Below are 26,040 nucleotides of genomic sequence, written 5' to 3' on the forward strand. Positions count from 1 at the left end.
ACCTATGCCGCCCGCACCGAGTCCAGGAACTTGCTGACCTCGACCTTGAGGCGGCTGCTGTCGCCGGACAACGCCTTGGCTGCCGACAGCACCTGTGTGGAGGCCGAACCGGTCTCGGTCGCGCCGCGTTGCACGTCAGTGATGTTGGCCGAGACCTGGTGAGTGCCCTGAGCAGCCTGCTGCACGTTACGCGAGATTTCCTGCGTGGCCGCGCCCTGCTCCTCCACCGCCGCGGCGATGGTCGAGGAGATCTCCGACAGCCGTTCGATGGTGTTGCTGATTTCCTTGATCGCGTTCACCGAGTCCTGGGTAGCAGCCTGGATGCCGGTGATCTGCTGGCCGATCTCGCCGGTGGCTTTCGCCGTCTGCTCGGCCAGCGCCTTCACTTCGGATGCGACGACAGCAAAGCCGCGACCGGCCTCGCCGGCGCGCGCCGCCTCGATGGTCGCGTTCAGCGCGAGCAGGTTGGTCTGGCCCGCGATCGTGTTGATGAGTTCGACGACGTCGCCGATCCGCGCCGCCGCCTTCGAGAGTTCGCTGACGCGGTCGTTAGTGGTGCGGGCCTGGCCGACGGCATCGCTCGCCATGCGCGCCGATTCCTGGACTTGGCGGCTGATCTCGGTCACGGAGGATGACAGCTCCTCGGTTGCCGAAGCCACCGATTGCACATTGGTGGAGGCCTCTTCGGAGGCGGATGCGACCGCGGTGGTCAATTCCTGCGAGCGCGTGGCGGTCGAAGAGAGCGTTCCGGCCGCGGATTCGAGCTGGGTCGAGGCGGAAGAAACGGTCTGCACGATCTCGCCGATCATGGTCTCGAAATTGCGCGTGATCGCGTCGACCCGGCGGCCGCGCTCGATCTTGGCTTCCGCGTCGGCGGCCGCAGCGTCGTCGGCGGCCTTCTTGGCGATCAGCGCTTCCTTGAACAGCTGGAGCGTATCGGCCATCGCGCCGATCTCGGTCTTTTCGCCCTGGTGCAGCACTTCCACGGTCAGGTCGCCTTGACCTAGCGCCTGCATCGGCCTGACGATGGAGGCAATGCCGGCCGAGACGTCGCGGATCAGCAGGAAGCTGATAACAGCGCCGGCGAGCACCGCTGCCAGGACGATGAAGGCGAGCATCACGAAAGCGGAGGAGAAGTTGTCGGCAGCATCTTGCGCGGCCTTGTCCGCGCCCGCGTTGTTGAGCGCGACATCCTTGCTCAGAAGCTCGTCGGCCTCCAGACCGATCTTGTTCACGGTCTTGCTGTTCAGCTCATGGGCATCGTGGGGGATCTTGCCGGCATCCCTGCGCGACAAGGCCATCACTTCTTCGGTGCCCTTCTTGTACCGGTCCCAGGTATCAGCCCATTGGTTGTAAAGCGTCCGCTCCTCCGCAGAGGCGATCAGGGATTCGTAAGTCCTGCGGGCCTTGCTGTTGGACTCGACAACCGTCGCCAGGGTCTTTTCCGCTGCAAGCTTCTCCTCGATCGACTCCGCAAGCATGTGCTCGCGGATCACGTTGCGATAGGTAATGACACTGGAGCGCAGCTCGCCGAGCACACGCACGCTCGGCAGCCAATTGGTGCTGATGTCGACGGTATTGGCATTAATCGCCCGCATGTTCCGCACCGCCAGCAGCCCCATGCCCGTCATCGCAACGAGTAGCAGCGCAACCACGGTGATGATCTTGGCGCGGATCGAATACTTGGCGAACATGTCGGGAAATCTCTTGGGTAATTGGCGCGGTCACGCCGGGTGATGCAAAGTGCTTTGGGTTGGCCGAATCGAAGGATGCCGTATTGGCGATCAAACCGCGCAACTTCCTGCGGTCGCGTTAATTTGCTCTGCCGTAAAGTTACGGTAAGCGAAAACCGTCACCAACAAATGAACGGAGTGATACGATCAGCGCATCAGCGCAAGCGCGTCGGAGAAAAATTGCGGGCCACCGAAATTGCCTGATTTCAGAGCAAGCAGCATCTCGCCTTTGTTCGCACCAACCGCGCGCAGGACCGGCACGCCTGCGGCGATCTCCGCGCCGACGAGGAAGCCTGGAATGCGCAGACGATCGACCACGGCACCTGACGTTTCGCCGCCGGCGACCACCAATCGACGCACGCCGTCTTCAACGAGGCCTTCCGCAAGGTCGGCCATCGCCTGCTCGATGGCATGCCCGGCTGCATCACGGCCATGACGGGACTGCAGAGCTGAGACCTCATCCGGTGTGGCGCTGCTGGCGATCAGCACCGGGCCCTCGCCGATCCGGTCGCGCGCCCAGGCGAGCGCGCGGCGGACTTCGTCCTTGCCGGTCACGATCCGCTCGGGGTCGAGATGCAGCACGGCCATGCTGCGCTCGGCGTTAGCGATCTGCTGCAGCGTCGCCTGCGAGCAGCTTCCGGCGAGGCAGGCGGCAGGTCCCCCGACCGGCGCCCCGGCTATCGCGCTCGCGGCCTCCGGCCTGATCTTGCCCGAGCCAACCAGCGCCCGCGCGAGTCCGAGCCCGATCCCGGAAGCGCCGACCGAAACGCGATGATCCAGCGCCACAGTGCCGATGGTGCCGAGGTCGCGGTCGAACACGGCATCGATGATGGCCGCACCAAACCCGCCGGCGGCAAGATCGGCAAGGCGCGCGCGAACGGCATCCGCGCCGCGCGCCACGGTCGCAAGATCGACCAGGCCGACCTTGGTCCTGCTCTGCCGCGCCAGCACCCGCACCAGATTCGAGTCATGCATCGGGTTGAGCGGGTGATCCTTGAGCGGGCTTTCGTTCAGCGGCACCGAGCCGACGAACAGATTGCCCTGGTAGACAGTGCGGCCGGTTTCCGGAAATGCCGGCGTGACCAGCACGATGTTGTCGCCGGAATCCTTGCGCAGCGCGTCCATCACCGGGCCGATATTGCCGGCGTCGGTGGAATCGAAGGTCGAGCAGATCTTGAACAGCACATGCTCTGCGCCACGGCCGCGCAGCCATTTCTCCGCTGCACGCGAGCGTGCAACCGCCTGGCTCGCCTCGATCGAGCGGCTCTTCAGCGACACCACCACCGCGTCGACCTCGGGCAGAGCGAGATCATCCGACGGCACGCCGATGGTCTGCACCGTGCGCAGGCCTGCGCGGGTCAGCGTGTTGGCGAGATCGGAGGCGCCGGTGTAGTCGTCGGCGATACAGCCCAGCGCCAAAGTCATGCTTTTGCTCCGGCATAAGGCTTGAACCAGCCGAGGCCGTCGGTGGTCTTGCTGCGCGGATTATATTCACAGCCGACGAAGCCGGCATAACCGAGCCGGTCGAGCTCGTCGAACAGGAACGGATAGTTCAGCTCTTCGCCGTCAGGCTCGTTGCGCGAGGGGATGCTGGCGATCTGGACATGGCCTGTGATCGGCATCATCTCGCGCAGGTGCATGGTGACGTCGCCATGGATGATCTGGCAATGATAGATATCGAACTGCAGCTTCAGGTTCGGGATCTTCAATTCGTTGATCAGGTCGCTGGCGAAGCCGAAATCGTTGAGGAAATAGCCGGGCACGTTGCGCGGGTTGATCGGCTCGATCACAACGTCGAGGCCGTGCGGCGCGAAGAACTCGGCGGCCCATGTGACGGATTTGTAGAACGCCTCGACCGCCTTGCTGTCGCTCCTGTCCGCGATCCCCGCCATCAGGTGCACGCGCTTGATGCCGGTCGCCTCCGCATAGGGCAGCGCGGTGGAAAGGCTCGCCTGCAGATCGGCGAACCGGTCCGGCAGCGCGGCGAAACCCTTCTCTCCGGCCGCCCAATCGCCCGGCGGCAGGTTGAACAGTGCCTGCGTCAGGCCGTTTTGGCGGAGCCGCTCGCCAACCTCCTTCGCCGGATGGTCATAGGGAAACAGGAACTCCACCGCAGTGAAGCCTGCTTTCGCCGCGGCCTCGAAACGGTCGAGGAACGGGACCTCGTTGAACATCATGGTGAGATTGGCGGCAAAGCGGGGCATCGACGGTCCTCTTTTAGTTTTTTTCGCCGGGCAGCTTGGTGCCGGTGACGCGGGCATACATCCTCGCCACCGAGGCGTCATCATCGCGGCCCATGCCGGCGGCGGCCGTCATCAAGAACATCTGCAGCGCCGCCGCCGAGACCGGCACCGGGAATTTTGCATTTCGCGCCATGTCCTGGATAATGCCGAGATCCTTGACGAAAATCTCCACCGCGCTGCGCGGCGTGTAGTCGCCGTCGAGCACATGCGGCATCCGGTTCTCGAACATCCAGGAATTGCCGGCGGAGGCCGTGATCACCTCATAGACCTTGCGGATGTCGAGGCCTTGTTTCGCGGCGAACGCGATCGCCTCCGAGGCGGCGGCGATATGCACGCCGGCGAGTAGCTGGTTGATCATCTTGAAGGCGGCGCCCTGCCCGGCCGCATCGCCGAGTTCGTAGAGCTTGGCGGCCATCGCATCGAGCGCGGGACGGGCTTTTGCGAACGCCGCCGCGCTGCCGGAGGCAAGAATGGTGAGTTCACCCTGCGCCGCGCGCTGGGCACCGCCGGAGATCGGGGCATCCAGATAATGCCGCCCGGTCGCCTCAAGCTTGACTGCCAATCGCCGCGCCACATCGGGGTCCATGGTCGCGGAGGAGACGAACACGGATCCCTTCGGCAGCGTCCCGGCCACGCCATGTTCACCGAACAGGATCGTTTCGGTCTGGGCGGCGTTGACGACCACGCTGACCACGATGTCGGCGCCATCGGCGGCTTCCTTCGGCGTCTTGGCGCCCTTGCCGCCGCCCTGGACGAACCGCGCGATGCTGTCCTCCGCCACATCGCAGCCGGTCACCTCAAAGCCTGCGCGCAGCAGCGAGGTCGCCATGCCAAATCCCATCGAGCCAAGCCCGATCACGGCAACCCGCGGTTTGGTCTGTCCTGGCATGCGGCGGTCCCTCACGTGCTTCTTAGAAGTCTTGCCCCTGCCTATCACGGCTTGGCCGCCGTGCCAAAGCGTGAGACAAGGCGGGAAACGGGTATGGCTGCCATGACCGAAACAAAGCTCCGTGAGGACATCTGCCGCTTCGGCCGCTCGCTGTTCGAACGCGGGCTGACGCCGGGTTCTTCCGGCAATATCAGCGTGAGGTTAGATGATGGCGGCTGGCTGGTGACGCCGACCAATGCCTCGCTCGGTTTCCTCGACCCCGCCAGGATGTCACGGCTCGATGCTGATGGCCGGCTAGTCTCGGGCGATGCGCCGACCAAGGAAGTGCCGCTCCACACCGCGCTCTACCAGACCCGCGGCGCAGCGCATGCCGTAGTGCACCTGCATTCGACTCATTCGGTGGCGCTCTCGATGCTGCCCGAGATCGACCCGCGCGCCGCGCTGCCGCCGCTGACGGCCTATTATGTGATGAAATGCCGCCAGACCGCGCTGGTGCCCTATTATCGTCCCGGCGACCCCGCGGTCGCCGACGCGATCAAGGGACTGGCGGGCAAATATTCGTCAGTGCTGCTCGCCAATCATGGACCGGTGGTTTCGGGCGACACGCTGGAAGCCGCCGTGTTCGCGATGGAGGAGCTGGAAGAGACCGCAAGACTCTATCTGCTGCTGCGCGGGCTGAACCCGCGCTATTTGTCGCCCGAGCAGGTGGCGGATTTGACGAAGGTGTTCGGGCTGAGGTTGCCGGAACACGGTCACTGACGTCTCTTCCGTCATTGCGAGCGCAGCGAAGCAATCCATGTCTCTCCACGCGTGCGGAAAGATGGATTGCTTCGCTGCGCTCGCAATGACGGGGACATCAAAGTCCCAGATACGCTTTGCGCACGTCGGGATTGGTGCTGATCTCCGCTGCCGGCCCCTGCATCAGCACGCGGCCGGTCTGCAGGATGTAGGCGCGGTCGGCGATTTCCAGGCACTCGGCCATGCGCTGCTCGACGATCAGGACCGTCATGCCGGCGTCGCGGATGCGCTTGACCGCCTGGAAGATCTCGTCGACCAGTTTCGGCATGATGCCCTGCGACGGCTCGTCCAGCATCAACAGCCGCGGGCGGGTCATCAGCGCGCGGCCGATCGCCAGCATCTGCTGCTCGCCGCCGGACAGCGTTTCGGCGCGCTGTTCAAGGCGCTCCGACAAACGCGGGAACAGGTTGAACACGAGGTCCAGCGGCTCGTCGCGGTTGGCTTCGCCGCGGTAGAGATAGCTGCCGAGGCGAAGATTGTCACGTACCGAGAGTCGCGGAAACAGCCGGCGATTCTCCGGCACGTAGGCGATGCCGCCGGCGGTGATGACGTGCTGCGGCTTGCCGTCGATCCGCGCCCCGTCGAAGGTGACGGTGCCCGAGCGTGGACGCTCCGCGCCGGCGATGGATTTCAGAAGCGTCGACTTGCCGGCCCCGTTGGCGCCGGCGACGCAGACGATCTCGCCCTTGGCGACCTCGATCGAGACAGCGGAGATGGCAACCAGCCCCTGATAGGCGGTGGTGACTTCATGCACCGACAGCATGACGATCCCCAAGATAGGCGGTGATGACTTTCGGATCGCGGACGACCTCGTTCGGCTTGCCCTCGACTAGGACTTTGCCGAGGTCCAGCACGATGGCGCGGTCGACCAGCGGCATCACGATCTCCATGACGTGCTCGACCATCAGCACCGTGACGCCGGTGTCGCGCACCTTGCGCACCAGTTCGACGCCGGTCTTGGCCTCCACCGGCGTCAGGCCGGTCAGCACTTCGTCGAGCAGCAACAGTTTTGGCTCAGTCGCGAGCGCGCGCGCCACCTCGAGCCGCCGCTTTTCGGACGGCACCAGATCGCTCGCGAGCACGTTGGCGCGCGCGGCGAGCCCGCAGAACTCCAGCACCTCATAGGCCTTGCGGCGGGCCACCCGCATCACGGTATTACGGATCAAGGCACCCACGATAACGTTGTCGATGACCGTCATGGTCTCGAAGCTTTTGACGACCTGGAAGGTGCGGCCGATGCCGCGCTGGCAGCGCTCGGCCGCCGGCAGTCGCGTGACGTCCTCGCCGTCGAACCAGATCGAGCCTTGCGTCGGCGGCAGCACGCCGGCGATCAGGTTGAACAGCGTCGACTTGCCGGCGCCGTTAGGGCCGATCAGCCCGACGATCTCGCCGCGGCCGACCGAGATCGAGACGTCGCTGTTGGCGACGAGGCCGCCGAATCGCTGCCACACCCCGCGGGTTTCCAGGAGCGCCGTCATCGCACGGCCGCCTTGCGCCAAAAGAACTTGGGCCGCGCGAACAGGCTCACCAGCCCTCTCGGCAGCGCGAGCGAGATCAGCACGATCAGCGTGCCGTAGACGATCAGGTCGACGCCGCGTCCCGAACCGCCGATGAACGACCGCGTCAGTTCGGTCAGCGGGATCAGGATGACGGCGCCGAGCAACGGTCCCCACAGCGTGCCGATGCCGCCGAGCACCGCGGGCAGCGCCATCAGCAGCGAGAACTGGAAGCCCATCACGCTTTCAGGATCGATGTAGGACACGAACTGCGCGTAAAAGCTGCCGCCGACGGCGACCAGGAACGCGGACACCGCGGCTGCTCCCATCTTGGAATTGAACACGACGACGCCAAGGCTTTCGGCCGCATCCGGATTGTCCTTCACCGCGCGCCACCAATAGCCCCATTTGGAATCCTCCAGCCACCAGGTGACGAACCAGGCGACGCAGGCCAGCGCCAGCGCGAAATAGAAATAGGGCAGCTTGCTGCGCGTGAACTGGAATTTCAGCCAACTGTCGCCGCGTACAGGGATATCGATGCCGAGCGCCGCCCCAGCCCACTCCCAATTCTGGATCAGCAGCAGCCCGATCTCGGCGATCACGATGGTGGCGATGACGAAGTAATGTCCGCGCAGGCGGAAGCAGGGATAGCCGAGCGCCATCGCGATCAGCGCCGAGATCACTCCGCCCGCGAGCATGCCGAACCAGGGCAGCACGCCGAACTTGGTGAACAACAGCGCGGTCGTATAGGCACCGAGCCCGAAATAGAGCGCATGGCCGAGCGAGATCTGCCCGCAATAGCCGGACAGGATGTTCCAGCTTTGCGACAGCGCCGCATACATCAGCGTCAGCACCATGACGTTCTGGACGTAAACGTCCTTCACGAACAGCGGCACCAGTGCGGCGATGACCGCAAGGCAGAAGGCGACGATCAGCTCGCGGCGGCGGCGTTTGGCGAAATCCTTGTCCATCACATCGACCCGAACAGGCCGCGCGGGCGAATGAAGACGACGAGCAGATAGACCGCGTAGATGCCGACCGACTTCAGCGACGGCGGCAGGATCAGCGCGGTGGTGGCCTCGACGAGGCCAACGATGATGCCGCCGGCGAACGCGCCGAACACGCTGCCGAAGCCGCCGAGCGCCACGGTGACATAGGCGATCAGCGCAAAGGACGCGCCGACATCGGGATAGATATAAAAGAAAATCGCCATGATCGCGCCGGCGAGGCCAACCAGCGCCGCGCCCAGCCCCCAGCCAAGGGCGAACACCCGGTTCTTGTCGATGCCGACCAGCGCCACGGCGCCCGCGTCCTCACGCGTTGCCTCGAGCGCGCGGCCGAAATCGGTGCGGTGGATGAAGAAGTAGAGTCCCGCGAAGGCCGCGATTGACACCAGCGCGCCGACGAGCTGCGGTTCGGGGAGGAAGATGCCGCCAATCGAGATGGTCTTCCCGCCAAGCCAGGAGGTGTTGATGCTGCGATAGTCAGGCGTAAAGAAGTACTGCGCCAGCCCGCGCATCACGATCGCAAGGCCGAAGGTCGAGAAGATCTGCACCATGCCCGCATTGGCCTTGGCGCGCACGGCAAAGCGCACGATCAACAGATAGACGACCGCCCCGAACACGAACAGCGTCGCCGCCACCAGCGGCGCCGACAACAACGGGTCGATCGCGAAGAACGCGAACAGGAAGAATGTCGCGTACATCGCGATCATCAGGAACTCGCCATGGGCGAAGTTCACGACGTCCATCAGGCCGAAGATCAGTGCCAGCCCGACGGCGATCAGCCCATAGAGCAGCCCCATCAAGAGGCCGCTCGCCAGAGACTGGATAATGGTTTCGGCCGTTAGCACGGTTGCACCCCTGTCAATGCTTTACTCGGTGTCGTCCTGGCGAAGGCCAGGACCCATAACCACAAGTGCATCTGTTGAACGGATAACAGCCAATCATCGCAAGAACACAGGCCCTGGGGTTATGGGTCCCGGGTCGCGCTTCGCTTGCCCGGGACGACGCAGAGAAATGCTTTCCCGCACCGCTTACTTCATCGGCCACACGGCTTCGGACACGGCGACGTCCAATGGAAAGATCGTCACGAACTTGCCGCCCAGGTACTGCAGCAGCACCGGATCGGCGTCGTTGTTCTGTCCCATCTCGTCAAACTTCACCCGCTTCCAGGGCATGATGGTGGCGTTGCCCGGCATGTCGGTCGCGACCAGCGCCTCCCGGATCTTCTCGCCGTCGGTCGACTTGGCGCGGTTGATGGCGTCCGCCATCACGATCAGGCCCATGAACTGCCGTGAGGAATAGTCGTTGAAGTCCTTGCCCGACCGCTGCCTGTACATGTCGTTGATCAAGCCGACCATCGGCCGTTTCTCGGCAAGGTCGAGCGAGAAGCTGCCGCGCGAGATCACGCCTTCGAGCTTGTCGCCGACGGCATCATACAGCGCCTTCTCCGAGAAGCCGGCGTCCTGGGCCACGATCGCGTTCGGCTTGTAGCCGAGCTCGGCCATGGTCTTCACCAGGAGGATGCCGTCGGTGGTATAGCTCGAGGGCATCAGTACGTCGGCATTGGCGGCCTTGAGCTGCTGCACTTCCGCCGAGAGCGAAGGCGAGTTGGCGCGATACTTGATATCGGCGACGATCTTGTAGCCGCGTTCCTTGGCAAACATGGTCTGCGCGTTGGCGGAGTCGGTGCCGAAGATCGTGTCCTCGTGGAACAGCGACAGCGTCTCGATCTTGGCGCCCTTCTTCTTCACGGCGTCGAAGAAGTCGAACATCGCCTTCGAGAACATCTCGTCATGCGGGGCGGCGCGGAAATAGTATTTCAGGCCGCGGCGATGCAGGCTCGGCGAGGAGTTGTCGGCCGACAGGAACGGAATCTGGTAGCGTTCGCAGATCTGGCTGACCGTGACCGCGACCGCGCTCTGATAGGTGCCGATGATCGCGCAGACTTTCTCCTGCGTGATCAGGCGTTCGGCTTCGGCGCGTCCCTTCTGCGGATCGGCCTGGTGATCGGCGAACACCAGACGGATCTTGGCGCCGCCGAGACCTGGCAGCCCCTCGCCCTGGGCGAGCGGCAGCTTGAAATCGTGGTTCTTGTTGATGATGTCCGCTGCGGTCTCGAACGCCTTCTGGGCGTCGACACCGATCTGGGCGCTTGAGCCCGACAGCGGATAGATCACGCCGATCACAACTTCCTTGGTCTGTGCGCGTGCAGCGATCGGCGCGAGCGCGGCGGCAGCGGTGGCTCCAAGCAACACATTACGGCGAGTGATCGTCATTTGCGGAAATTCCCCCTATTGAAGCGAAGCTCTCGAATGAAACGAATGACGGCTACGGTAAAGCCTCAAGAAACGGCAGGCGCTGCCTATTCGGGCATGATCTTCCTGCGCAAACGCTTCGCGTTTGTCGCGAGGTTTCCACTTTTCCGGATCATGCTCTAGAGCACCGCCAATTGTTTGTTCCGGAGATCGGTGATCAACATCAGTCCCGGCGCATGCGTGATTGCGAATGGTAGCTTGGCGTTGGAGATTACCGCCTGCGGTGTCACGCCGCACGCCCAGAATACCGGAATCTCGTCCGCTTCGACCGGAACCGGATCGCCATAGTCGGGCTTTGCGATGTCGTTGACGCCTATCAGGTGCGGATGGCCGAGATGCACCGGCGCGCCGTGCACGGAAGGAAAACGCGAGGTGATCTGCACCGCGCGGATCGCATCGGCCGGCTTGAACGGACGCATCGACACCACCATCGGCCCCGCGAACGGGCCCGACGGGCTGCAGGCGATATTGGTGCGGTACATCGGCACCCGCACATTGCGCTCGATGTGGCGGATCGGCAGGCCCTCGTCCATCAGCGCTTCTTCGAAGGAGAAGGAGCAGCCGAGCACAAAGGTGACGAGATCGTCGCGCCAGTGCTGCATGATGTCGGTCGGCTCCTCCATCACCTCGCCGTCGCGCCAGACGCGATAGCGCGGCACATCGGTGCGGATGTCGAGGTCGAGGCCGAGCGCGGGAATTCTGAAATCGCCGACCTCAGACATGCCGATGATCGGGCACGGCTTCGGGTTGAGCTGGCAGAAGCGGTGGAAGGCGCCGGCGAACTTTTCCGGCAGGATGGCGAGGTTGCCTTGGACAAAGCCGTTGGCGACCCCGGCCGTGCTCGAAGCCATCCCGTTGCGGCAGGCCAACCGCGCCTCGCGGCTCAAAAGCGTGGGGTCGTTATCGCTGATTTGCTGCACTGCCGCTAAAACAGTCATTTGACCGACCTGCCTAATATCTCAACAAGCGCAGCCAACATCAAGCGTGCTATAAAGTCTAATCTTCCTTTCTAATCGAATTCGATAAATCCTGCTTATCGAACGGGAAAAAGCTTCGAATGCTTGATTTCAGGTCGATCGAAACGTTCCTCTGGGTCGTCAAGCTCGGAAGCTTTCGCGGGGCGGCGCAGCGGCTCAACACCACCCAGCCGGCGATCTCCCAACGCATCGCCCAACTCGAACGCGAGTTGGGCGTGAAGCTGCTCAATCGCGACCATCGGGTCGCCTCGCCGACGCCGAGCGGCCGGCAGATGATGGTCTATGCGGAGAAGCTGATCGGCCTGCGCTCCGAGATGATGGCCGAGATCGGCGACCGCTCGGCGATGCGCGGCGTGCTGCGGCTCGGTGTCGCCGAGACCATCGTGCACACCTGGCTGCCGCGCCTCGTCAAGAGCGTCAACGAGGTCTATCCGAACCTGTCGCTGGAAATCGAGGTCGACATCACGCCGAATTTGAGCGCGCGGCTGCTCGCGCAAGAGATCGAACTTGCCTTCGTCGTCGGACCGCTGTCGGCGGCTGGCGTGCAAAGCCGCGTACTCTGCGATTATCCGGTCGACTTTCTGGCGAGTCCGGCGCTTGGTCTCGGCAATGGCCCGGTGCCGCGGCGCGACCTCGCGCGTTTTCCCATCATCACTTTTCCCCGCAAGACGAGGCCCTACGATGCCGTACGCGCCGTGTTCGACCGGCCAGACCTGCCGCCGATCCGGCTGCACGCCAGCGCATCGCTCGCAACCGTGATCCACATGGCGATCGAAGGGTTGGGTATTGCAGTGATCCCCTCCGCCATCGTCGAGAACGAACTCGCCGACGGACGGCTGCAACTGCTTGATACCGACATCAAAATGGCGCCGCTCACCTTCAGCGCAAGCTGGCTCACCTCCCCCGATATTATCGCGGTCGAGCGCGTCGCCGACCTCGCGCACCAGATCGCGCAAGCGAGCCCGTCGGTTGACGAGCCGCTGCCGGCGCGTCATTGAACAAATAGAACGACCGTCATTCCGGAGCGCCCGAAGGGCGAACCCCGGAATGACAGAATACGAATGGAACGAGCGCATGAGCCGAGCCGCATCCAACCTGCAGATCGATTCCGCCCGCCTCTGGGGTGCGATTCACGAAACCGCGAAATTCGGTGCGACGCCGAAAGGCGGCGTGCGGCGGCTGACGTTGAGCGTCGAGGACAAGCAGGTCCGCGACTGGTTCCGCAAGGCCTGCGAGGACGCAGGGCTGGAGGTTCATGTCGACGCGCTCGGCTCGATGTTTGGCCTGCGCAAGGGCCGCGACATGTCGAAGCCGCCGATCGGGCTAGGCTCGCATCTCGATACCCAGCCGACCGGCGGCAAATATGACGGGGTGCTCGGCACCGTCGCCGCGCTTGAAGTCGTGCGCACACTCAACGATGCCGGCATCGAGACCGAGAGGCCGATCTGCATCTGCAACTGGACCAATGAAGAGGGCTCGCGCTTCGCGCCGGCGATGATGGCATCCGCCGCCTATGTCGGCGATTTCACCACGGACGACATCCTGTCGCGCAAGGACGCCGAGGGCGTCACAGTCGGCGAGGCGCTTGACAGCATCGGTTATCGCGGCACGACGGCGGTCGGCACGCAAAAGTTCTCCGGCTTCGTCGAGCTGCATATCGAGCAGGGCCCGATCCTGGAGGCCGAGAACAAGACCATCGGCGTGGTTGATTCTGGCCAGGGCGTGCTGTGGTACGACGGCAAGATCACCGGCTTCGAGAGCCATGCCGGTTCGACGCCGATGCCGCTGCGGCGCGACGCGCTGGCGACCTTATCGGAGATCGTGCTGGCGATGGAGAACATCGCCAGGAAACACGGGCCGAACGCGGTCGGCACTATCGGCGAGGCCGTGATCGCAAAGCCCTCGCGCAACGTCATTCCTGGCGAAATCGCCTTCACCATCGATTGCCGCAGTGCGGATGCCGCCATCATGGACGCGCTGGACCGCGATTTGCGCGCCGCCGTCGCTGAGATCGCTGCCCGACGCAAGGTCGAGGTCAAACTCGACCTCGTCTGGCGCAAGCCGCCGACGCATTTCGACCCGAAGCTGGTCGATGCCGTCGAGAATGCCGCCAAGCAACTCGGTTACTCGCACCGGCGCATCACCTCAGGCGCCGGCCACGACGCCTGCAACCTCAACACGGTGATGCCGGCGGCAATGGTGTTCGTGCCCTGCAAGGACGGCATCAGCCACAACGAGCTCGAGGATGCGACCCAACCCGATTGCGCCGCCGGCGCCAACGTGCTGATGCATACAGTGCTGGCACTCGCCGGCGTCGCGTCCTGATCGGTCCACCAAGCAAGACGGAGATGTGCAGTGCGCGGGGTTTTTGTCGACGCCAATGAATCGCTTGCGGTGATCTTCGAGCGGCTGGAGAAATCGGGCGATCCCAAGGTGCGCATCCACCGCGATCCGGATGTCACGTCCGATCAGCTGCCGAAAATGCTCGACGGCGCCGAGATCGCCGTCGTCGACCACACCGCACTGCCGACCGACATCGCTAAGCAGTGCACCGGGCTGAAGCACGTCGTGTTCCTCGGCACCGGCGCGCGCAGCTACATGAATCCGGAGGAACTCGCCGAGCTCGGCATCTCCGTGCATCTGATCAAGGGCTATGGCGACACCGCCGTCGCGGAATCCGCCATCGCGCTGATGTGGGCCTCTGCGCGCGTGCTGGCGCAGATGGACCGCGAGATGCGCGGCGGCAACTGGCTGCGCGAAGACGGCATGCAGCTCACCGGCAAGACGCTTGGCCTGATCGGCTTCGGCGGCATCGCGGCTGAAGTCGCGCGCATTGCGTCGGGCTCAGGCATGAAGGTGATCGCCTGGAATCGCTCGCCGAAGAACCGTCCGGGCGTCGACTTCGTCGATCTCGACACGCTGCTCGCGCAGAGCCATGTCGTCTCGCTGCATCTTCTGCTCAACGACGACACCCGCGGCTTCATCACCCGCGAGCGCATCGCCACGATGAAGCCGGGCGTCATCTTCATCAACACCGCCCGCGCTGCCATCGTCGACGAGGCTGCGATGATCGATGCGCTGAAGTCCGGCCACATCCGCCACGCCGGTCTCGACGTCTTCAACATCGAGCCGCTGCCTGCAGATCACGAGCTGACGAAGCTGCCCAACGTCACGCTCTCGGCGCATTCCGCCTTCCGCACGCCGGAAGCAAGCGAGAACCTCCTGCAAGCAGCGTGGGAGCATTGCCGACGGATTGTGAAGTCGTAGGGTGGGAAAAGCGAAGCGTGACCGCCTCGCACTAAAGCCAACCCCTCATGGTGAGGAGGCGTGCAGCGCCGTCTCGAACCATGAGGCCCCGATCTCGCCTGCGGCCATCCTTCGAGACGCGCGCGATGCGCGCTCCTCAGGATGAGGGCGGCGCGGGCGGAAGCATCAACCCACCATCTCCGCCACGGCCTTGCCGCAGGCGACCGTGTCGGCGTTGCCGCCGAGGTCGCGGGTGCGGAGCGTGCGTTCGCCGAGCGTGCGTTCGATCGCGCCGACGATCGCGTCCGATGCCTGCTTCTCGCCGAGATGCTCCAGCATCATCGCGCCCGACCAGATCATGCCGATCGGGTTCGCGATGCCCTGTCCGGCGATGTCGGGCGCCGAGCCGTGCACGGGTTCGAACACCGAGGGGAAATCGCCTTCCGGATTGATGTTGCCCGACGGAGCAATACCGATGGTGCCGGTGCACGCAGGGCCGAGATCGGAGAGGATATCCCCGAACAGGTTGGAGCCGACCACGACATCGAACCAATCCGGATGCAGCACAAAGTTCGCGGTCAGGATGTCGATGTGGTACTTGTCCCACTTCACGGATGGATACTTCTTCGCCATCGCTTCCACGCGCTCGTCCCAATACGGCATGGTGATCGAGATGCCGTTCGACTTGGTCGCTGAGGTCAGATGCTTCTTCGGCCGCGACTGCGCGAGGTCGAAGGCGAATTTCAGGATGCGCTCGACGCCGATGCGCGTCATCACCGTCTGCTGCGTCACAAACTCACGCTCGGTGTCCGGGAACATCCGTCCCCCGACCGATGAATATTCGCCCTCGGTGTTCTCGCGCACTACCCAGAAATCGATATCGCCGGGCTTGCGGTTCGCGAGCGGCGACGGCACGCCGGGCATCAGCCGCACCGGACGGAGATTGACGTACTGATCGAACTCGCGGCGGAACTTGATGAGCGAGCCCCACAGCGAGACATGATCCGGAATCTTGGCCGGCCAACCGACCGCGCCGAAATAGATCGCGTCGTGCTTGCCGATCTTCTCCTTCCAGTCGTCAGGCATCATCTGGCCGTGCTTCTCGTAATAGTCGTACGAGGCGAAATCGAAATGGTCGAACTGCACGGCGACGCCATGTTTCTTCGCGGCGGCCTCGAGCACGCGCAGGCCCTCCGGCATCACCTCCTTACCGATGCCATCGCCAGGAATGACTGCGATCCGATACTGCTTCTTTGCGTTGGCCATGAAGAACACCCTTGTGATTTGCCCGGCTTGAGGTGCCGTCTATTCTCGCGCCCTGCAATGGACCAAACTTCGCCTCGGCGCAACGCTGCACTGCAATGTTGACCGCGGGGCCACCCGTTGCGTACCAATTCTGCCGATCCCTTCGCGATCTCTCCAACATAGCGAGTATTGCCATGGACCTGCACCTGCGCGGCAAGCGCGTCCTGATCACCGGCGCCTCCAAGGGCATCGGCGCGGCCGCCGCCGAAGCCTTTGCCGAGGAAGGCTGCAACCTGCTGCTGGCCGCCCGCAGCGGCGACCAGTTGAAGGCGCTGGCCGATCGCCTACGCTCGGCCCATCAGATCGATGCCGCCGCGTCGGTCGTCGACCTGCGCAAGCCGGAGGATCTGGCGCGGTTGGCGAAAGAGGCCGCCGAGATCGACATCCTCGTCAACAACGCCGGCGACATCCCCGGCGGCTCCATCGACAAGATCGATGAGGCGACCTGGCGGCACGCCTGGGAACTCAAGGTGTTCGGCTACATCAATCTCACCCGCGCGATCTACGCGCAGATGAAGGCGCGTGGCGGTGGCGTGATCATCAACGATATCGGCGCCGCCGGAGAGAAATTCGACGCCAACTACATCGCCGGCAGCGCCGGCAACGCCGCGCTGATGGCGCTGACCCGCGCGCTTGGCAGCAAGAGCCTTGCCGACAACATCCGCGTCGTCGGCATCAACCCTGGCCCGGTCGGCACCGACCGGCATGTCACGTTGCTCAAGACCCGCGCCAAACATCAGTTCGGCGACGAGAACCGCTACAAGGAATTCCAGAAGACCCTGCCGCTCGGCCGCCCCGCCCACGCGCGCGAGATTGCCGACCTCATGGCGTTCCTGGCTTCCGACCGTGCGGGTTATACGTCAGGCGTGATCTATACGGTGGATGGCGGCATCAGCGCGGGGTGGTGATGTTACCGTCATTGCGAGGAGCGAAGCGACGAAGCAATCCATCCCTCTGCAAGCGGAGACGTGGATTGCTTCGCGGAGCCTGTCATCGGGCGGCGCTTTGCGCCGACCCGGTGGCTCGCAATGACGGGTGGTCCTAGTCGCCGTCGCACAACTGCCGGATCAGCGCCGTGATCCGGCCCTTCGGCGACATGATCTCGTTCATGATTGAAAAATGGTCGGCGCCGGGAATCTCCTCATACATCACCGGCAATCCATGATTGGCGCGATGCCCGGCGAAATCTGCGGTCTGCTTGCGCAGGAGCGGCAGTTCGGCGCTGCCGACCACGAGCGACAATGGCTTCAGCGGCCCGCCCGACTGCTGCATCGGTGAATTGCGGTGGGAGGCGGCCTCGTCGAGGCCGAGCTTGACGTTGAGATAGCTCAGCCGGATCGGCTCGAGATCATAGATGCCGCTGATCGCGACGCCTGCCCGCACATGCGGGTTTGACAGCGCCAGCGCGGTCAGATGCCCGCCTGCCGACCAGCCGGACACGACGAGCCCGCCGTCGGCCGCGCCCAGCGCCGGCAATTGCTTGGCGAGAAAGTCGGCGCCGGCATGAATTTCCGCGACGATGTCGTCAAGCGTCGCCTCCGGCGCGAGCGTATAGCCGATCAGCGCGACATTGATGCCTTGCGCCATCGGCCCTTCGGCCATCACTGTGAAGAACTCCTTCGACCGCATCTGCCAATAGCCGCCGTGGATGAACAGCAGCGTTGGCGCGCGCTCGCCCGCCTTGAGGAAATCGATGCGGTTGCGCTCGCGCGGGCCGTAACGGAGGTCGATATGATGGGGATAGCGCTTGCGCAGCTCGGCCGAACGCCGGCCCCAGCCGTCAACGATATCACCGCTGCCTGCAACTGCGGCACCGTTGTTGAGGCCGCGGTCGCGCTCCTCCTGACTCATGGCGCGCCAGTCGAGCGCCGAGAAGGGTATCGTCATCAGCAAATCTCCCGTTCCAGCTATTCCCCAGCACGTTTTCACTTTTCCGAAAAATGGTCTAGAGCACTACTCCTCCGCTGCCACGAACTGCAATCAATGGAGATGCAAGTGACGGACCAACGCCTGGTGCGGGAGAGCGCCTGCACAATCGTCGACAAATTGCAAACCGGCGAGGTCACCCCGCTCGACCTGCTCGATATCCTGGAAAAACGGATCGCCGAGGTCGATGACAAGGTCAACGCGCTCCCGATCCTGTGCTTCGATCGCGCGCGGAAACACGCCAAGGCACTGATGCAGAAGCCGGCCGCCGAGCGCGGCCTGCTCGCCGGCATGCCGGTGCCAATCAAGGATCTCTTCAACGTTGAGGGCGTGCTCAATACGCAGGGATCGCCGATCTTCAAGGACACCGTCGCTACCCGATCCGACATCGTCGTGACGCATCTGGAGACGAATGGCGGCGTGGTCTACGCCAAGTCGAACACGCCGGAATTCGGAGCCGGCGCCAACACCTTCAATGAAGTGTTCGGCGCGACCTTGAACCCCTGGGATACATCACGCTCGGCCGCCGGCTCTTCCGGCGGAGCGGCGGTTGCGCTTGCAACCGGAATGGCGTGGCTTGCCCACGGCACCGACATGGGTGGATCGTTGCGCAATCCAGCCAGTTTCTGCGGCATCGTCGGAATGCGGCCCAGCATCGGCCGCGTCGCTCACACGCCGAGCGCCATGATCGATCGCAATCTGACCGTCCACGGTCCGATGGCGCGTAACGTCGAGGATCTCGCGCTGCTGCTCGACGCGATGAGCGGCGAGTATGCTGCCGACCCGCTGTCGCTGCCGGCGCCGACGACGTCGTTCCTCTCAGCGACGCGCTCCGGCAGGAAACCGAAACGCATCGCCTATTCGCCTGACCTCGGCATCACGCCCGTCGATCCGCAAATCAGGGCTGTTACGCGCAAGGCGGCGGAACGCTTTGCCGAAGCCGGCGCCATCGTCGAAGAGGCGCATCCCGACCTCAGCGAAGCCCATGAATGTTTCCACGTGCTGCGCGCTTTCGACTTCGCGGTCACCAAAGCGGCGCTGCTCCGCACCAAACGCGACCTGCTCAAGCCGGAGGTGATCTGGAACATCGAGGAAGGCTTGAAGTTGACGGTCGAACAGATCGAGCGCGCGGAGGCCCAGCGCGTCGCGATGACGGCACGCACACTCGAATTCTTCGGAACCTACGACCTGTTGCTGGCGCCCGCGACCATCGTCGCGCCGTTCCCGATCGAGAACCGCTATGTCGCCGAATGCGACGGCAAGAAATTCGACAACTACGTCCAGTGGCTCGGCATCGTCTATGCGATCACACTTGCGTGTTGTCCGGCGCTGTCCCTGCCCTGCGGCTTCACCGCCTCCGGCCTGCCAGTCGGATTGCAGGTGGTGGCGCCGCCGCGCGGCGAGGCGCAGCTATTGGCCGGCGCGAGAGTGCTGGAGGATATTCTGGGCGTGCGCGGCACCACACCGATCGATCCGAGGGCGCCGAGATAGGCGTTCCGTTCCGCGCTACTGCTCTCTCCCCTCATGGTGAGGAGGCGCGCAGCGCCGTCTCGAACCATGAGGCCCGACCGTGCCCTCATCCTTCGAGACGCCGCTTCGCGGCTCCTCAGGATGAGGAGCAAGAGCGGTGGCTGACGCGCCCATCGGCGATTGCGCTGGCGATATTTGACATGCTACGCGGGCCGCAGCCGCTCCCGGCGTCGTGAAGTGTGCCGGGCGGGATAATCAAATTGCCGTGCGTGGAGTTCCGATATGACAGATCAGGCCGCCAGGATCGCCGACGAGTCCCTCGACATTCAGGACGTCGAACGTCGCATCAAGGCGATCTTCATCGGCTCGGTCGGCAACCTCGTCGAATGGTACGACTTCTACGCCTACACCGCCTTCGCGCTGTATTTCGCGCCGGCGTTCTTTCCTGGCCACGATCCGGTGGTGCAGCAGCTCAATGCGGCCGTGATATTCGCCGCGACCTTCCTGATGCGGCCGCTCGGTGGCTGGCTGTTCGGCTTCATCGCCGACCGCTACGGGCGGCGGCTGTCGCTCACGGTTTCCGTGGTCTGCATGTGCTTCGGCTCGCTGATCATCGCGGTGACGCCGACCTACGCCACGATCGGCTTTGCCGCGCCCATGATCCTTGCGGTGGCGCGCGTGATCGAAGGTCTCAGTCTCGGCGGCGAATATGGCGCGAGCGCCACCTATCTCAGCGAGGTCGCCGACGCCAAGAATCGCGGTTTCTATTCGAGCTTCCAATACGTCACCTTGATTGGTGGCCAGCTCACCGCGATCATCGTGCTGCTGTTGTTGCAGAAGGTATTCCTGACGCCGGAAGAGCTGAGGGACTGGGGCTGGCGGATTCCCTTCGCGATCGGTGCAGCACTTGCCGTGATCGCAGCGGTCATGCGGCGCAGCCTGCAGGAGACCGACGCATTCGAGGAAGCCAAGAAGGTCAGCAAGCCAAGCGGCTCGATCACAAAGCTCCTGAACTACCCGCGCGAACTGCTGCTGGTGGTCGGGCTGACCGCCGGAGGAACCGCGGCGTTCTACACCTTCACCACCTATATGCAGACCTTCGTCAAATTGTCGGTCGGCCTCACCGAGGATCAGACCACGTTCGTGATCTTCGGCTCGCTGATCTTCGCAACCATTCTGCAGCCGCTTTACGGCGCGCTGTCCGACCGCATCGGCCGCAAGCCGCTGCTGATCTTCTTCGGCGTCGTCGGCACGATTTCGACCGTGCCGATCCTGACCACGCTGAAAGACGCCAACTCGCCTTTCGTCGCGTTCCTCTTGATCTGCGCCGCCTGGATCTTCACCGCCGGCTACACCTCGATCAACGCCGTGGTGAAGGCCGAACTGTTCCCGACCAATGTCCGCGCGCTCGGGGTCGGCCTGCCCTATGCGATCACCGTGTCTCTGTTCGGCGGCACGGCACCGGCGATTGCGCTCTATTTCAAGAGCCTCGGGCACGAACAATGGTTCTACTACTACCTCAGCGGCATGATCTTCCTCTCGCTCCTGATCTATGCAACCATGCGCGATACCAAGCGTGAATCGGCGATGCATCGCCACGAGTGATTGATGGCGCCAAGGTGCACGACAAATGGCTGACGACCAGGAGCCGCCGCCGGAAAGCAAGCTGACGCGCAGCAAGGAGCGCTGGGCACGCGAGGGCCGCTTCCTCACCGGCAGGATCTCGCGTCCCGAGGAGCAGCGCCTGCCGCCGGGCCAGCATCTCACCCGCGACTGGCCGACGCTCGATCTCGGATTGACGCCGGAGATTTCCCGCGAGCGCTGGCGGCTCGACGTCTATGGCGCGGTGGAGCATCCGGTGTTCTGGGACTGGGCGCAGTTCACCGCGCAGCCGCAGTCGCAATTCGTCTCCGACATCCATTGCGTCACCACATGGTCGCGCTACGACAATCAGTGGGAAGGTCTCGCCACCCGCGATCTATTGGCCGCATGCCAGCCCCTTGAGGATGCGCGCTTCGTCGTGCTGCATTCCTATGACGGCTACACCACCAATCTGGCGCTGGAGGATTTTGCCACTGAAGACGCGCTGCTCGCCCATAGCTGGTCAGGCAAACCCCTGACCGAGGAGCATGGCGGCCCGGTGCGGCTCGTGGTGCCGCATCTCTATTTCTGGAAGAGCGCCAAATGGCTGCAGGGGATCGAATTTCTCACCAAGGATGCGCCGGGCTATTGGGAAGTCCGCGGCTATCACAACCGCGGCGATCCCTGGAAGGAAGAACGTTACTCAGGTGATTGAGTGCGAGCGCGACGCTGGTCTTCACCTCTCCCGTAGGGAGAGGTCGAATTTCGAGCGCGCGAGAAATTCGGGTGAGGGGTTACGCCCTATCGAGGGACCTGAGCCCCTCACCCGGCGCTACGCGCCGACCTCTCCCCGTGGGAGAGGTGAAGAAAGGGAGGGTAGCCGTGCCGACTGAACGCTTCCAATTCCCAAGCTCGGAAGGACACAAGCTCGCCGCCGCGCTGGATACGCCTGACGGCGAGATTCGCAGCTATGCGCTGTTTGCGCATTGCTTCACATGCGGCAAGGACGTACTGGCGGCGAAGCGCATTGCGGTCGCGCTTGCCGCCAAAGGCATCGCGGTGCTGCGCTTCGATTTTACGGGGCTCGGCTCCAGCGAAGGCGATTTCGCCAATTCGACATTCTCCTCCAACGTCGCCGATCTCGTCGGTGCCGCCAATCACTTACGCGAAACCCGGAAAGCGCCCGATCTCCTGATCGGCCACAGCCTCGGCGGCGCTGCAATGCTCGCCGCGGCCGCGCAGATCCCGGAAGCCAAGGCAATTGCCACCATCGCCGCGCCGTCCGATCCGGCCCACGTCACCCATTTGCTCAAGGACCAGGTCGAGAACATCCGCGAGCAAGGCGAAGTCGAGGTCTCGCTGGCTGGCCGGCCGTTCCGCATCAAGCGCGAATTCCTCGATGATATCGCCGAGCAGAACCTGCTGGCGCAGGTCGCAAAGCTGCACAAGGCGCTGTTGATCATGCATGCGCCCACCGAAGACACCGTCGGCATCGAGAACGCCACCAAGCTGTTCATCGCGGCAAAGCATCCCAAGAGCTTCGTCTCGCTCGCCGACGCCGATCACCTCCTCAGCGACAAGCGCGACACCACTTATGCCGCCGATGTCATCGCTGCCTGGTCCGAGCGCTATATCGGGCAAGCCGTGCTCGGGCCGGCCATAGATCTGACCGAGGTGCCGCGCCACACCGTGGTGCGCGAGACGCGCGACAGCAAGTTCCAGCAGATCGTCACCACCGGCCCGCACCGATTGCTGGCGGACGAACCTGTGGCGGTCGGCGGGGAGGACTCAGGACCCGGCCCTTACGATCTCGTGCTCGCCGGACTTGGTGCCTGCACCTCGATGACGATGCGAATGTATGCCGATCGCAAAGCGCTGCCGCTCGACCGCGTCACGGTGACGCTGACGCACAGCAAGATCTACGCCAAGGATTGCGCGGAATGCGAGACGCGCGAAGGCATGCTCGACCAGATCGACCGTGTCATCAAGATCGAGGGCCCCTCGCTCGATGCCGATCAGCGCAAGCGGCTGATGGAGATCGCCGACAAGTGTCCGGTGCACCGCACGCTGACATCGGAAGTGCGCATCGTGACGAAGGCGGCGGATTAGCCGGCAGCACTCAGGGGCGCAGGATCACGCGGTCGCGCGACGAGCCCGCGACGGCGAGCAACGCTGATTTCGCCTGCTCCAGCGGATAGATCGCGCTTGCTTTGATCGGAAAGGGCTTCAGGTGCCCGCTGGCGAAACCGGGGCCGAGCTCCCGCAGCACCGCGCCGGTCGCGATCGACGACAGGCCCAGCGTATCGATGCCGACATAGGTGTGCTGGCCGCGATAGAATTCCAGGATGTTGAACTGCACGATGCGCTCGACCGTTGCGATCAGGATCTGCCGTCCACCCAGCGCCAGCGATTTATGCGCGGCCTGGAAATAGGGATCACCGACCGTGTTGAAGACGATGTCGGCGCCCTTGCCGCCGGTGAGCTCGCGTACGCGCGCCGCCACATCGATGGCCGACGCATCGATCATCTCAACCTTCGCGTTGCTGTGTCCTTCATAGGGCTCGCTCTTGCGCGCCGCGCCGATGACACGCGCGCCTTGCCAGGTCGCGATCTGCGCCGCTGCCTGCCCGACCTTGCCGTTGACGCCCATCACCAGCACAGTCTCGCCTGGCTTTGGCAGGCCGGCGCGACGAAAGCCCTCGATCGCAGTGACGAAGGGCACGCCAATGCCGGCAGCTTCCTCCCACGAAATCCCCTTAGGTTTTTCCACTACCGCCTCGGCTTCGACCGCGAGATGGGTCGCATGCGTGCCGTCACGGCGAATGCCGAGATCGCCGGACGAGCCGAACACCTCGCGCCCGATCCACCCCGCAGGTCCGTCAACCACGACACCAGCATAGTCCCGGCCCGGCGTCCGTGGAAACACGGCGTAAGGCATCAACCCGGTCGCGGCCTTCACGTCGGAGGGATTGACCGCGGCAGCCTTGATCTCGATCAGCACCTCGTTCGTCGCACGCGACAGCGCGTGCATCTCCACGGTCGGCGCAAGTGCAGCGGGATTGTCAGCCTTGGCCAACAGGCGAACGCAGCGGGCCTCGATCGAAATCGATCGACTATCTGACTCAGGCGCGACGGGCATCAGGATTGTCCTGCTCTCTCGATGAGACGCAGGAATTACCCCCTCGGCCGCTTGTCGTAAACCCGTTTGGCTTTGCCGAGCGAGCGCTCGAGGGTTTCGGGGGCTACGGCTTGGACGCGCGCGGTGATGCCGATCGTGTTCTTGATGAAGATCGAGACCTTCTCGGCATGCGTGACAAGCCCGCTGCCGTCCCAGCTTTCGGGGCGGGCTTCGGCGAGCACCGTCATCTCGTCCATGCGGCCTTCGCGCGAGAGTTCGATGATGAAATGGCCGCCGCACCAGTTGGTGGCGAGCAGCACCTCCTCGATCTGGGTGGGAAACACGTTGACGCCGCGCAGGATGATCATGTCGTCGGAGCGGCCGGTGACCTTCTCCATCCGCCGCATGCCCGGCCGCGCGGTGCCTGGCAGCAAGCGTGTCAGGTCGCGGGTGCGATAGCGGATCACGGGAAAGGCTTCCTTGGTCAGCGAAGTGAAGACAAGTTCGCCCTTCTTGCCGTCGGGCAGCACTTGCCCGGTCTCGGGATCGATCACTTCGGGATAGAAATGATCCTCCCAGATGTGCAGCCCGTCCTTGCTCTCCACACATTCCTGCGCGACGCCGGGGCCGATCACCTCGGAGAGACCGTAGATGTCGGTCGCGTCCATGTCGAAGGCATGCTCAATCTCGGCACGCATCGCGTTGGTCCAGGGCTCGGCGCCGAAGATGCCGAATCTCAGCGACGATTGTCGCGGGTCTAGTCGCTGCCGCCTGAACTCGTCCAGGATCGCGAGCATATAGCTCGGCGTCACCGTGATGATGTCGGGCCTGAAGTCGTTGATGAGTTGCACCTGCCGCTCGGTCATGCCGCCGGAGACCGGTACCACGGTGCAGCCGAGCCGCTCGGCGCCGTAGTGCACGCCGAGTCCGCCGGTGAAGAGGCCATAACCGTAGGCATTGTGGATGATCATGCCGCGGCGGCCGCCGGCGGCGCGGATCGACCGCGCCATCACCTCCGACCAGAGGTCGATATCAGCCTGGGTATAACCGACCACGATCGGCTTGCCGGTCGTGCCAGACGAAGCATGGACGCGTACCAGCTTCTCACGGGGCACCGCGAACATGTTGAAGGGATAGTTGTCGCGCAGGTCCGTCTTAGCCGTAAATGGAAATTTCGCGAGGTCGGAAAGCTCCCTGAAGTCGGACGGATGCACGCCGGCTTCATCGAAGGCGCGCTTATAGTGCGCGATGTTGTCGTAGGCGTGCTTCAGCGACCAGGCCAGCCGCTTGGCCTGCAGCGTCATGATCGCGTCGCGCGAGACACCTTCGACCTCGTCCATCTCAGCGCTGTAACCACTTCCCGTCGACTTGAGCTTTGGCATGGCCATGGCGCGTTTCCCTCGATGTCTATTTTTGTTTGGTCTCGTTATCCGCTGTCGGCAGCCAGGTGCCGCCGATCACGCGTGAATGTCCGCGGAACTCGGCGATCACTTCATCTCCTGCGGTGACGCGGACGTCATAGATTCCGGACCGCCCGCTGCGCGAGATCTCGCGCGCGGTGGCGATCAGGCGGTCGCCGAGCCTGCCCGGCCGGATGAAGGTGATGCTGCCTTGCGCGGCGACAACACGTTCATTGTGGCTGTTGCAGGCAAAGGCGAACGCGGAATCGGCCAGCGTGAAGATGAAGCCGCCATGGGCGATGCGCTGGCCGTTGACCATGTGCGGCGCAATCGTCATCGCGAGCGTCGCCTGCCCCGGCTTGATCTCGACGATCTCCATGCCGAGGCCCTTGCTGGCGTCGTCCTCCTTCCACATCGCCTCGGCGCAGGCGCGGGCGAGGTCTTCAGGCGAAAGCGCAGCCTTGACGTTCACGTTCAACTCCCTGTCGCCGAGCCCGTTGCATGGGCCTCTTGGCATTATTTGTGAGACGCGCTGTCCT

The 26,040-nt window shown here is 63.8% G+C and carries 24 protein-coding genes; 9 read left to right on the top strand and 15 right to left on the bottom strand.

Annotation, left to right across the window (positions count from 1 at the left end; all coding sequences use genetic code 11):
* Positions 1-2: 2 nt before the first annotated feature.
* The 4 genes from J6497_RS23070 to ltnD form a co-directional block, all read right to left on the bottom strand.
* A complete protein-coding gene (locus J6497_RS23070) occupies positions 3-1,694 on the bottom strand; it encodes a methyl-accepting chemotaxis protein (protein WP_225706571.1) in 1,692 nt (563 codons plus the stop codon).
* Positions 1,695-1,880: 186 nt separating this feature from the next.
* Positions 1,881-3,158 carry a 3-oxo-tetronate kinase gene (gene otnK / locus J6497_RS23075; RefSeq protein WP_225706572.1) on the bottom strand — a complete coding sequence of 426 codons (1,278 nt, stop codon included), beginning with the start codon at positions 3,156-3,158 and terminating at the stop codon, positions 1,881-1,883.
* On the bottom strand, positions 3,155-3,937 hold the full coding sequence (gene otnI / locus J6497_RS23080; RefSeq protein ID WP_225706573.1) for a 2-oxo-tetronate isomerase: 783 nt from the start codon (positions 3,935-3,937) through the stop codon (positions 3,155-3,157). The genes otnK and otnI overlap by 4 nt, the downstream gene beginning before the upstream one ends.
* A gap of 13 nt (positions 3,938-3,950) precedes the next feature.
* Positions 3,951-4,865 (bottom strand): L-threonate dehydrogenase, encoded by a 915-nt coding sequence (gene ltnD / locus J6497_RS23085; protein ID WP_225706574.1) that lies wholly within the window; start codon positions 4,863-4,865, stop codon positions 3,951-3,953.
* 102 nt (positions 4,866-4,967) lie between these two features.
* Between ltnD and otnC the strand changes: the two genes are divergently transcribed.
* Positions 4,968-5,624, top strand: coding sequence for a 3-oxo-tetronate 4-phosphate decarboxylase (gene otnC, locus J6497_RS23090; RefSeq protein ID WP_446479930.1), 657 nt, complete (start codon positions 4,968-4,970; stop codon positions 5,622-5,624).
* Between the two features lie 97 nt (positions 5,625-5,721).
* Here otnC and J6497_RS23095 read toward each other — a convergent pair whose 3' ends face one another.
* The 6 genes from J6497_RS23095 to J6497_RS23120 all read right to left on the bottom strand — a co-directional run bounded on the left by J6497_RS23095 (position 5,722) and on the right by J6497_RS23120 (position 11,416).
* Positions 5,722-6,426, bottom strand: a complete 705-nt coding sequence (locus J6497_RS23095) for an ABC transporter ATP-binding protein (protein WP_225706576.1) — start codon at positions 6,424-6,426, stop codon at positions 5,722-5,724.
* Complete coding sequence (locus tag J6497_RS23100; RefSeq protein WP_225706577.1) at positions 6,410-7,141, bottom strand: ABC transporter ATP-binding protein; 732 nt, start codon at positions 7,139-7,141, stop codon at positions 6,410-6,412. The genes J6497_RS23095 and J6497_RS23100 overlap by 17 nt, the downstream gene beginning before the upstream one ends.
* On the bottom strand, positions 7,138-8,130 hold the full coding sequence (locus J6497_RS23105) for a branched-chain amino acid ABC transporter permease (RefSeq protein ID WP_225706578.1): 993 nt from the start codon (positions 8,128-8,130) through the stop codon (positions 7,138-7,140). The genes J6497_RS23100 and J6497_RS23105 overlap by 4 nt, the downstream gene beginning before the upstream one ends.
* On the bottom strand, positions 8,130-9,011 hold the full coding sequence (locus J6497_RS23110) for a branched-chain amino acid ABC transporter permease (protein ID WP_225706579.1): 882 nt from the start codon (positions 9,009-9,011) through the stop codon (positions 8,130-8,132). Before J6497_RS23110 ends, J6497_RS23105 begins: the two co-directional genes overlap by 1 nt.
* Positions 9,012-9,194: 183 nt before the next feature.
* Positions 9,195-10,439 (bottom strand): ABC transporter substrate-binding protein, encoded by a 1,245-nt coding sequence (locus tag J6497_RS23115; RefSeq protein WP_225706580.1) that lies wholly within the window; start codon positions 10,437-10,439, stop codon positions 9,195-9,197.
* A gap of 158 nt (positions 10,440-10,597) precedes the next feature.
* Positions 10,598-11,416, bottom strand: coding sequence for a putative hydro-lyase (locus tag J6497_RS23120; protein ID WP_225706581.1), 819 nt, complete (start codon positions 11,414-11,416; stop codon positions 10,598-10,600).
* 119 nt (positions 11,417-11,535) lie between these two features.
* Between J6497_RS23120 and J6497_RS23125 the strand changes: the two genes are divergently transcribed.
* The 3 genes from J6497_RS23125 (at position 11,536) to J6497_RS23135 (ending at position 14,722) form a co-directional block, all read left to right on the top strand.
* Entirely contained in the window at positions 11,536-12,453 is a 918-nt protein-coding gene (locus J6497_RS23125) for a LysR family transcriptional regulator (RefSeq protein WP_225706582.1), read from the top strand.
* A 76-nt stretch (positions 12,454-12,529) separates the two neighbouring features.
* On the top strand, positions 12,530-13,780 hold the full coding sequence (locus J6497_RS23130) for a Zn-dependent hydrolase (protein WP_225706583.1): 1,251 nt from the start codon (positions 12,530-12,532) through the stop codon (positions 13,778-13,780).
* Positions 13,781-13,810: 30 nt separating this feature from the next.
* Positions 13,811-14,722, top strand: coding sequence for an NAD(P)-dependent oxidoreductase (locus J6497_RS23135; protein WP_225706584.1), 912 nt, complete (start codon positions 13,811-13,813; stop codon positions 14,720-14,722).
* 165 nt (positions 14,723-14,887) lie between these two features.
* On the opposite strand, the gene J6497_RS23140 is transcribed toward J6497_RS23135, so the two are convergent.
* Positions 14,888-15,967: a tartrate dehydrogenase gene (locus tag J6497_RS23140; RefSeq protein WP_225706585.1), complete on the bottom strand. Its 1,080-nt coding sequence runs from the start codon at positions 15,965-15,967 to the stop codon at positions 14,888-14,890.
* A 173-nt stretch (positions 15,968-16,140) separates the two neighbouring features.
* Here J6497_RS23140 and J6497_RS23145 point away from each other — a divergent pair, with 173 nt between their 5' ends.
* A complete protein-coding gene (locus J6497_RS23145) occupies positions 16,141-16,914 on the top strand; it encodes an SDR family oxidoreductase (protein ID WP_225706586.1) in 774 nt (257 codons plus the stop codon).
* 133 nt (positions 16,915-17,047) lie between these two features.
* On the opposite strand, the gene J6497_RS23150 is transcribed toward J6497_RS23145, so the two are convergent.
* Positions 17,048-17,893 (bottom strand): alpha/beta hydrolase, encoded by an 846-nt coding sequence (locus J6497_RS23150; RefSeq protein WP_225706587.1) that lies wholly within the window; start codon positions 17,891-17,893, stop codon positions 17,048-17,050.
* Positions 17,894-17,995: 102 nt separating this feature from the next.
* Here J6497_RS23150 and J6497_RS23155 point away from each other — a divergent pair, with 102 nt between their 5' ends.
* The 4 genes from J6497_RS23155 to J6497_RS23170 all read left to right on the top strand — a co-directional run bounded on the left by J6497_RS23155 (position 17,996) and on the right by J6497_RS23170 (position 23,092).
* Positions 17,996-19,423: an amidase gene (locus tag J6497_RS23155; protein ID WP_225706588.1), complete on the top strand. Its 1,428-nt coding sequence runs from the start codon at positions 17,996-17,998 to the stop codon at positions 19,421-19,423.
* A gap of 261 nt (positions 19,424-19,684) precedes the next feature.
* Positions 19,685-21,007, top strand: coding sequence for an MFS transporter (locus J6497_RS23160; protein ID WP_225706589.1), 1,323 nt, complete (start codon positions 19,685-19,687; stop codon positions 21,005-21,007).
* 25 nt (positions 21,008-21,032) lie between these two features.
* Positions 21,033-21,698, top strand: a complete 666-nt coding sequence (locus J6497_RS23165; protein ID WP_225706590.1) for a sulfite oxidase-like oxidoreductase — start codon at positions 21,033-21,035, stop codon at positions 21,696-21,698.
* Between the two features lie 167 nt (positions 21,699-21,865).
* On the top strand, positions 21,866-23,092 hold the full coding sequence (locus J6497_RS23170; RefSeq protein ID WP_225706591.1) for a bifunctional alpha/beta hydrolase/OsmC family protein: 1,227 nt from the start codon (positions 21,866-21,868) through the stop codon (positions 23,090-23,092).
* Positions 23,093-23,102: 10 nt separating this feature from the next.
* On the opposite strand, the gene J6497_RS23175 is transcribed toward J6497_RS23170, so the two are convergent.
* The 3 genes from J6497_RS23175 to paaI are packed head-to-tail and all read right to left on the bottom strand — an operon-like array spanning position 23,103 to position 25,973.
* Entirely contained in the window at positions 23,103-24,122 is a 1,020-nt protein-coding gene (locus tag J6497_RS23175) for a quinone oxidoreductase family protein (protein WP_225706592.1), read from the bottom strand.
* 35 nt (positions 24,123-24,157) lie between these two features.
* On the bottom strand, positions 24,158-25,489 hold the full coding sequence (paaK, locus tag J6497_RS23180) for a phenylacetate--CoA ligase PaaK (RefSeq protein ID WP_225706593.1): 1,332 nt from the start codon (positions 25,487-25,489) through the stop codon (positions 24,158-24,160).
* A 19-nt stretch (positions 25,490-25,508) separates the two neighbouring features.
* Entirely contained in the window at positions 25,509-25,973 is a 465-nt protein-coding gene (gene paaI, locus J6497_RS23185; RefSeq protein WP_225706594.1) for a hydroxyphenylacetyl-CoA thioesterase PaaI, read from the bottom strand.
* Positions 25,974-26,040 lie beyond the last annotated feature (67 nt).

This window comes from Bradyrhizobium cenepequi (assembly GCF_020329485.1).
Lineage (GTDB): Bacteria > Pseudomonadota > Alphaproteobacteria > Rhizobiales > Xanthobacteraceae > Bradyrhizobium > Bradyrhizobium cenepequi.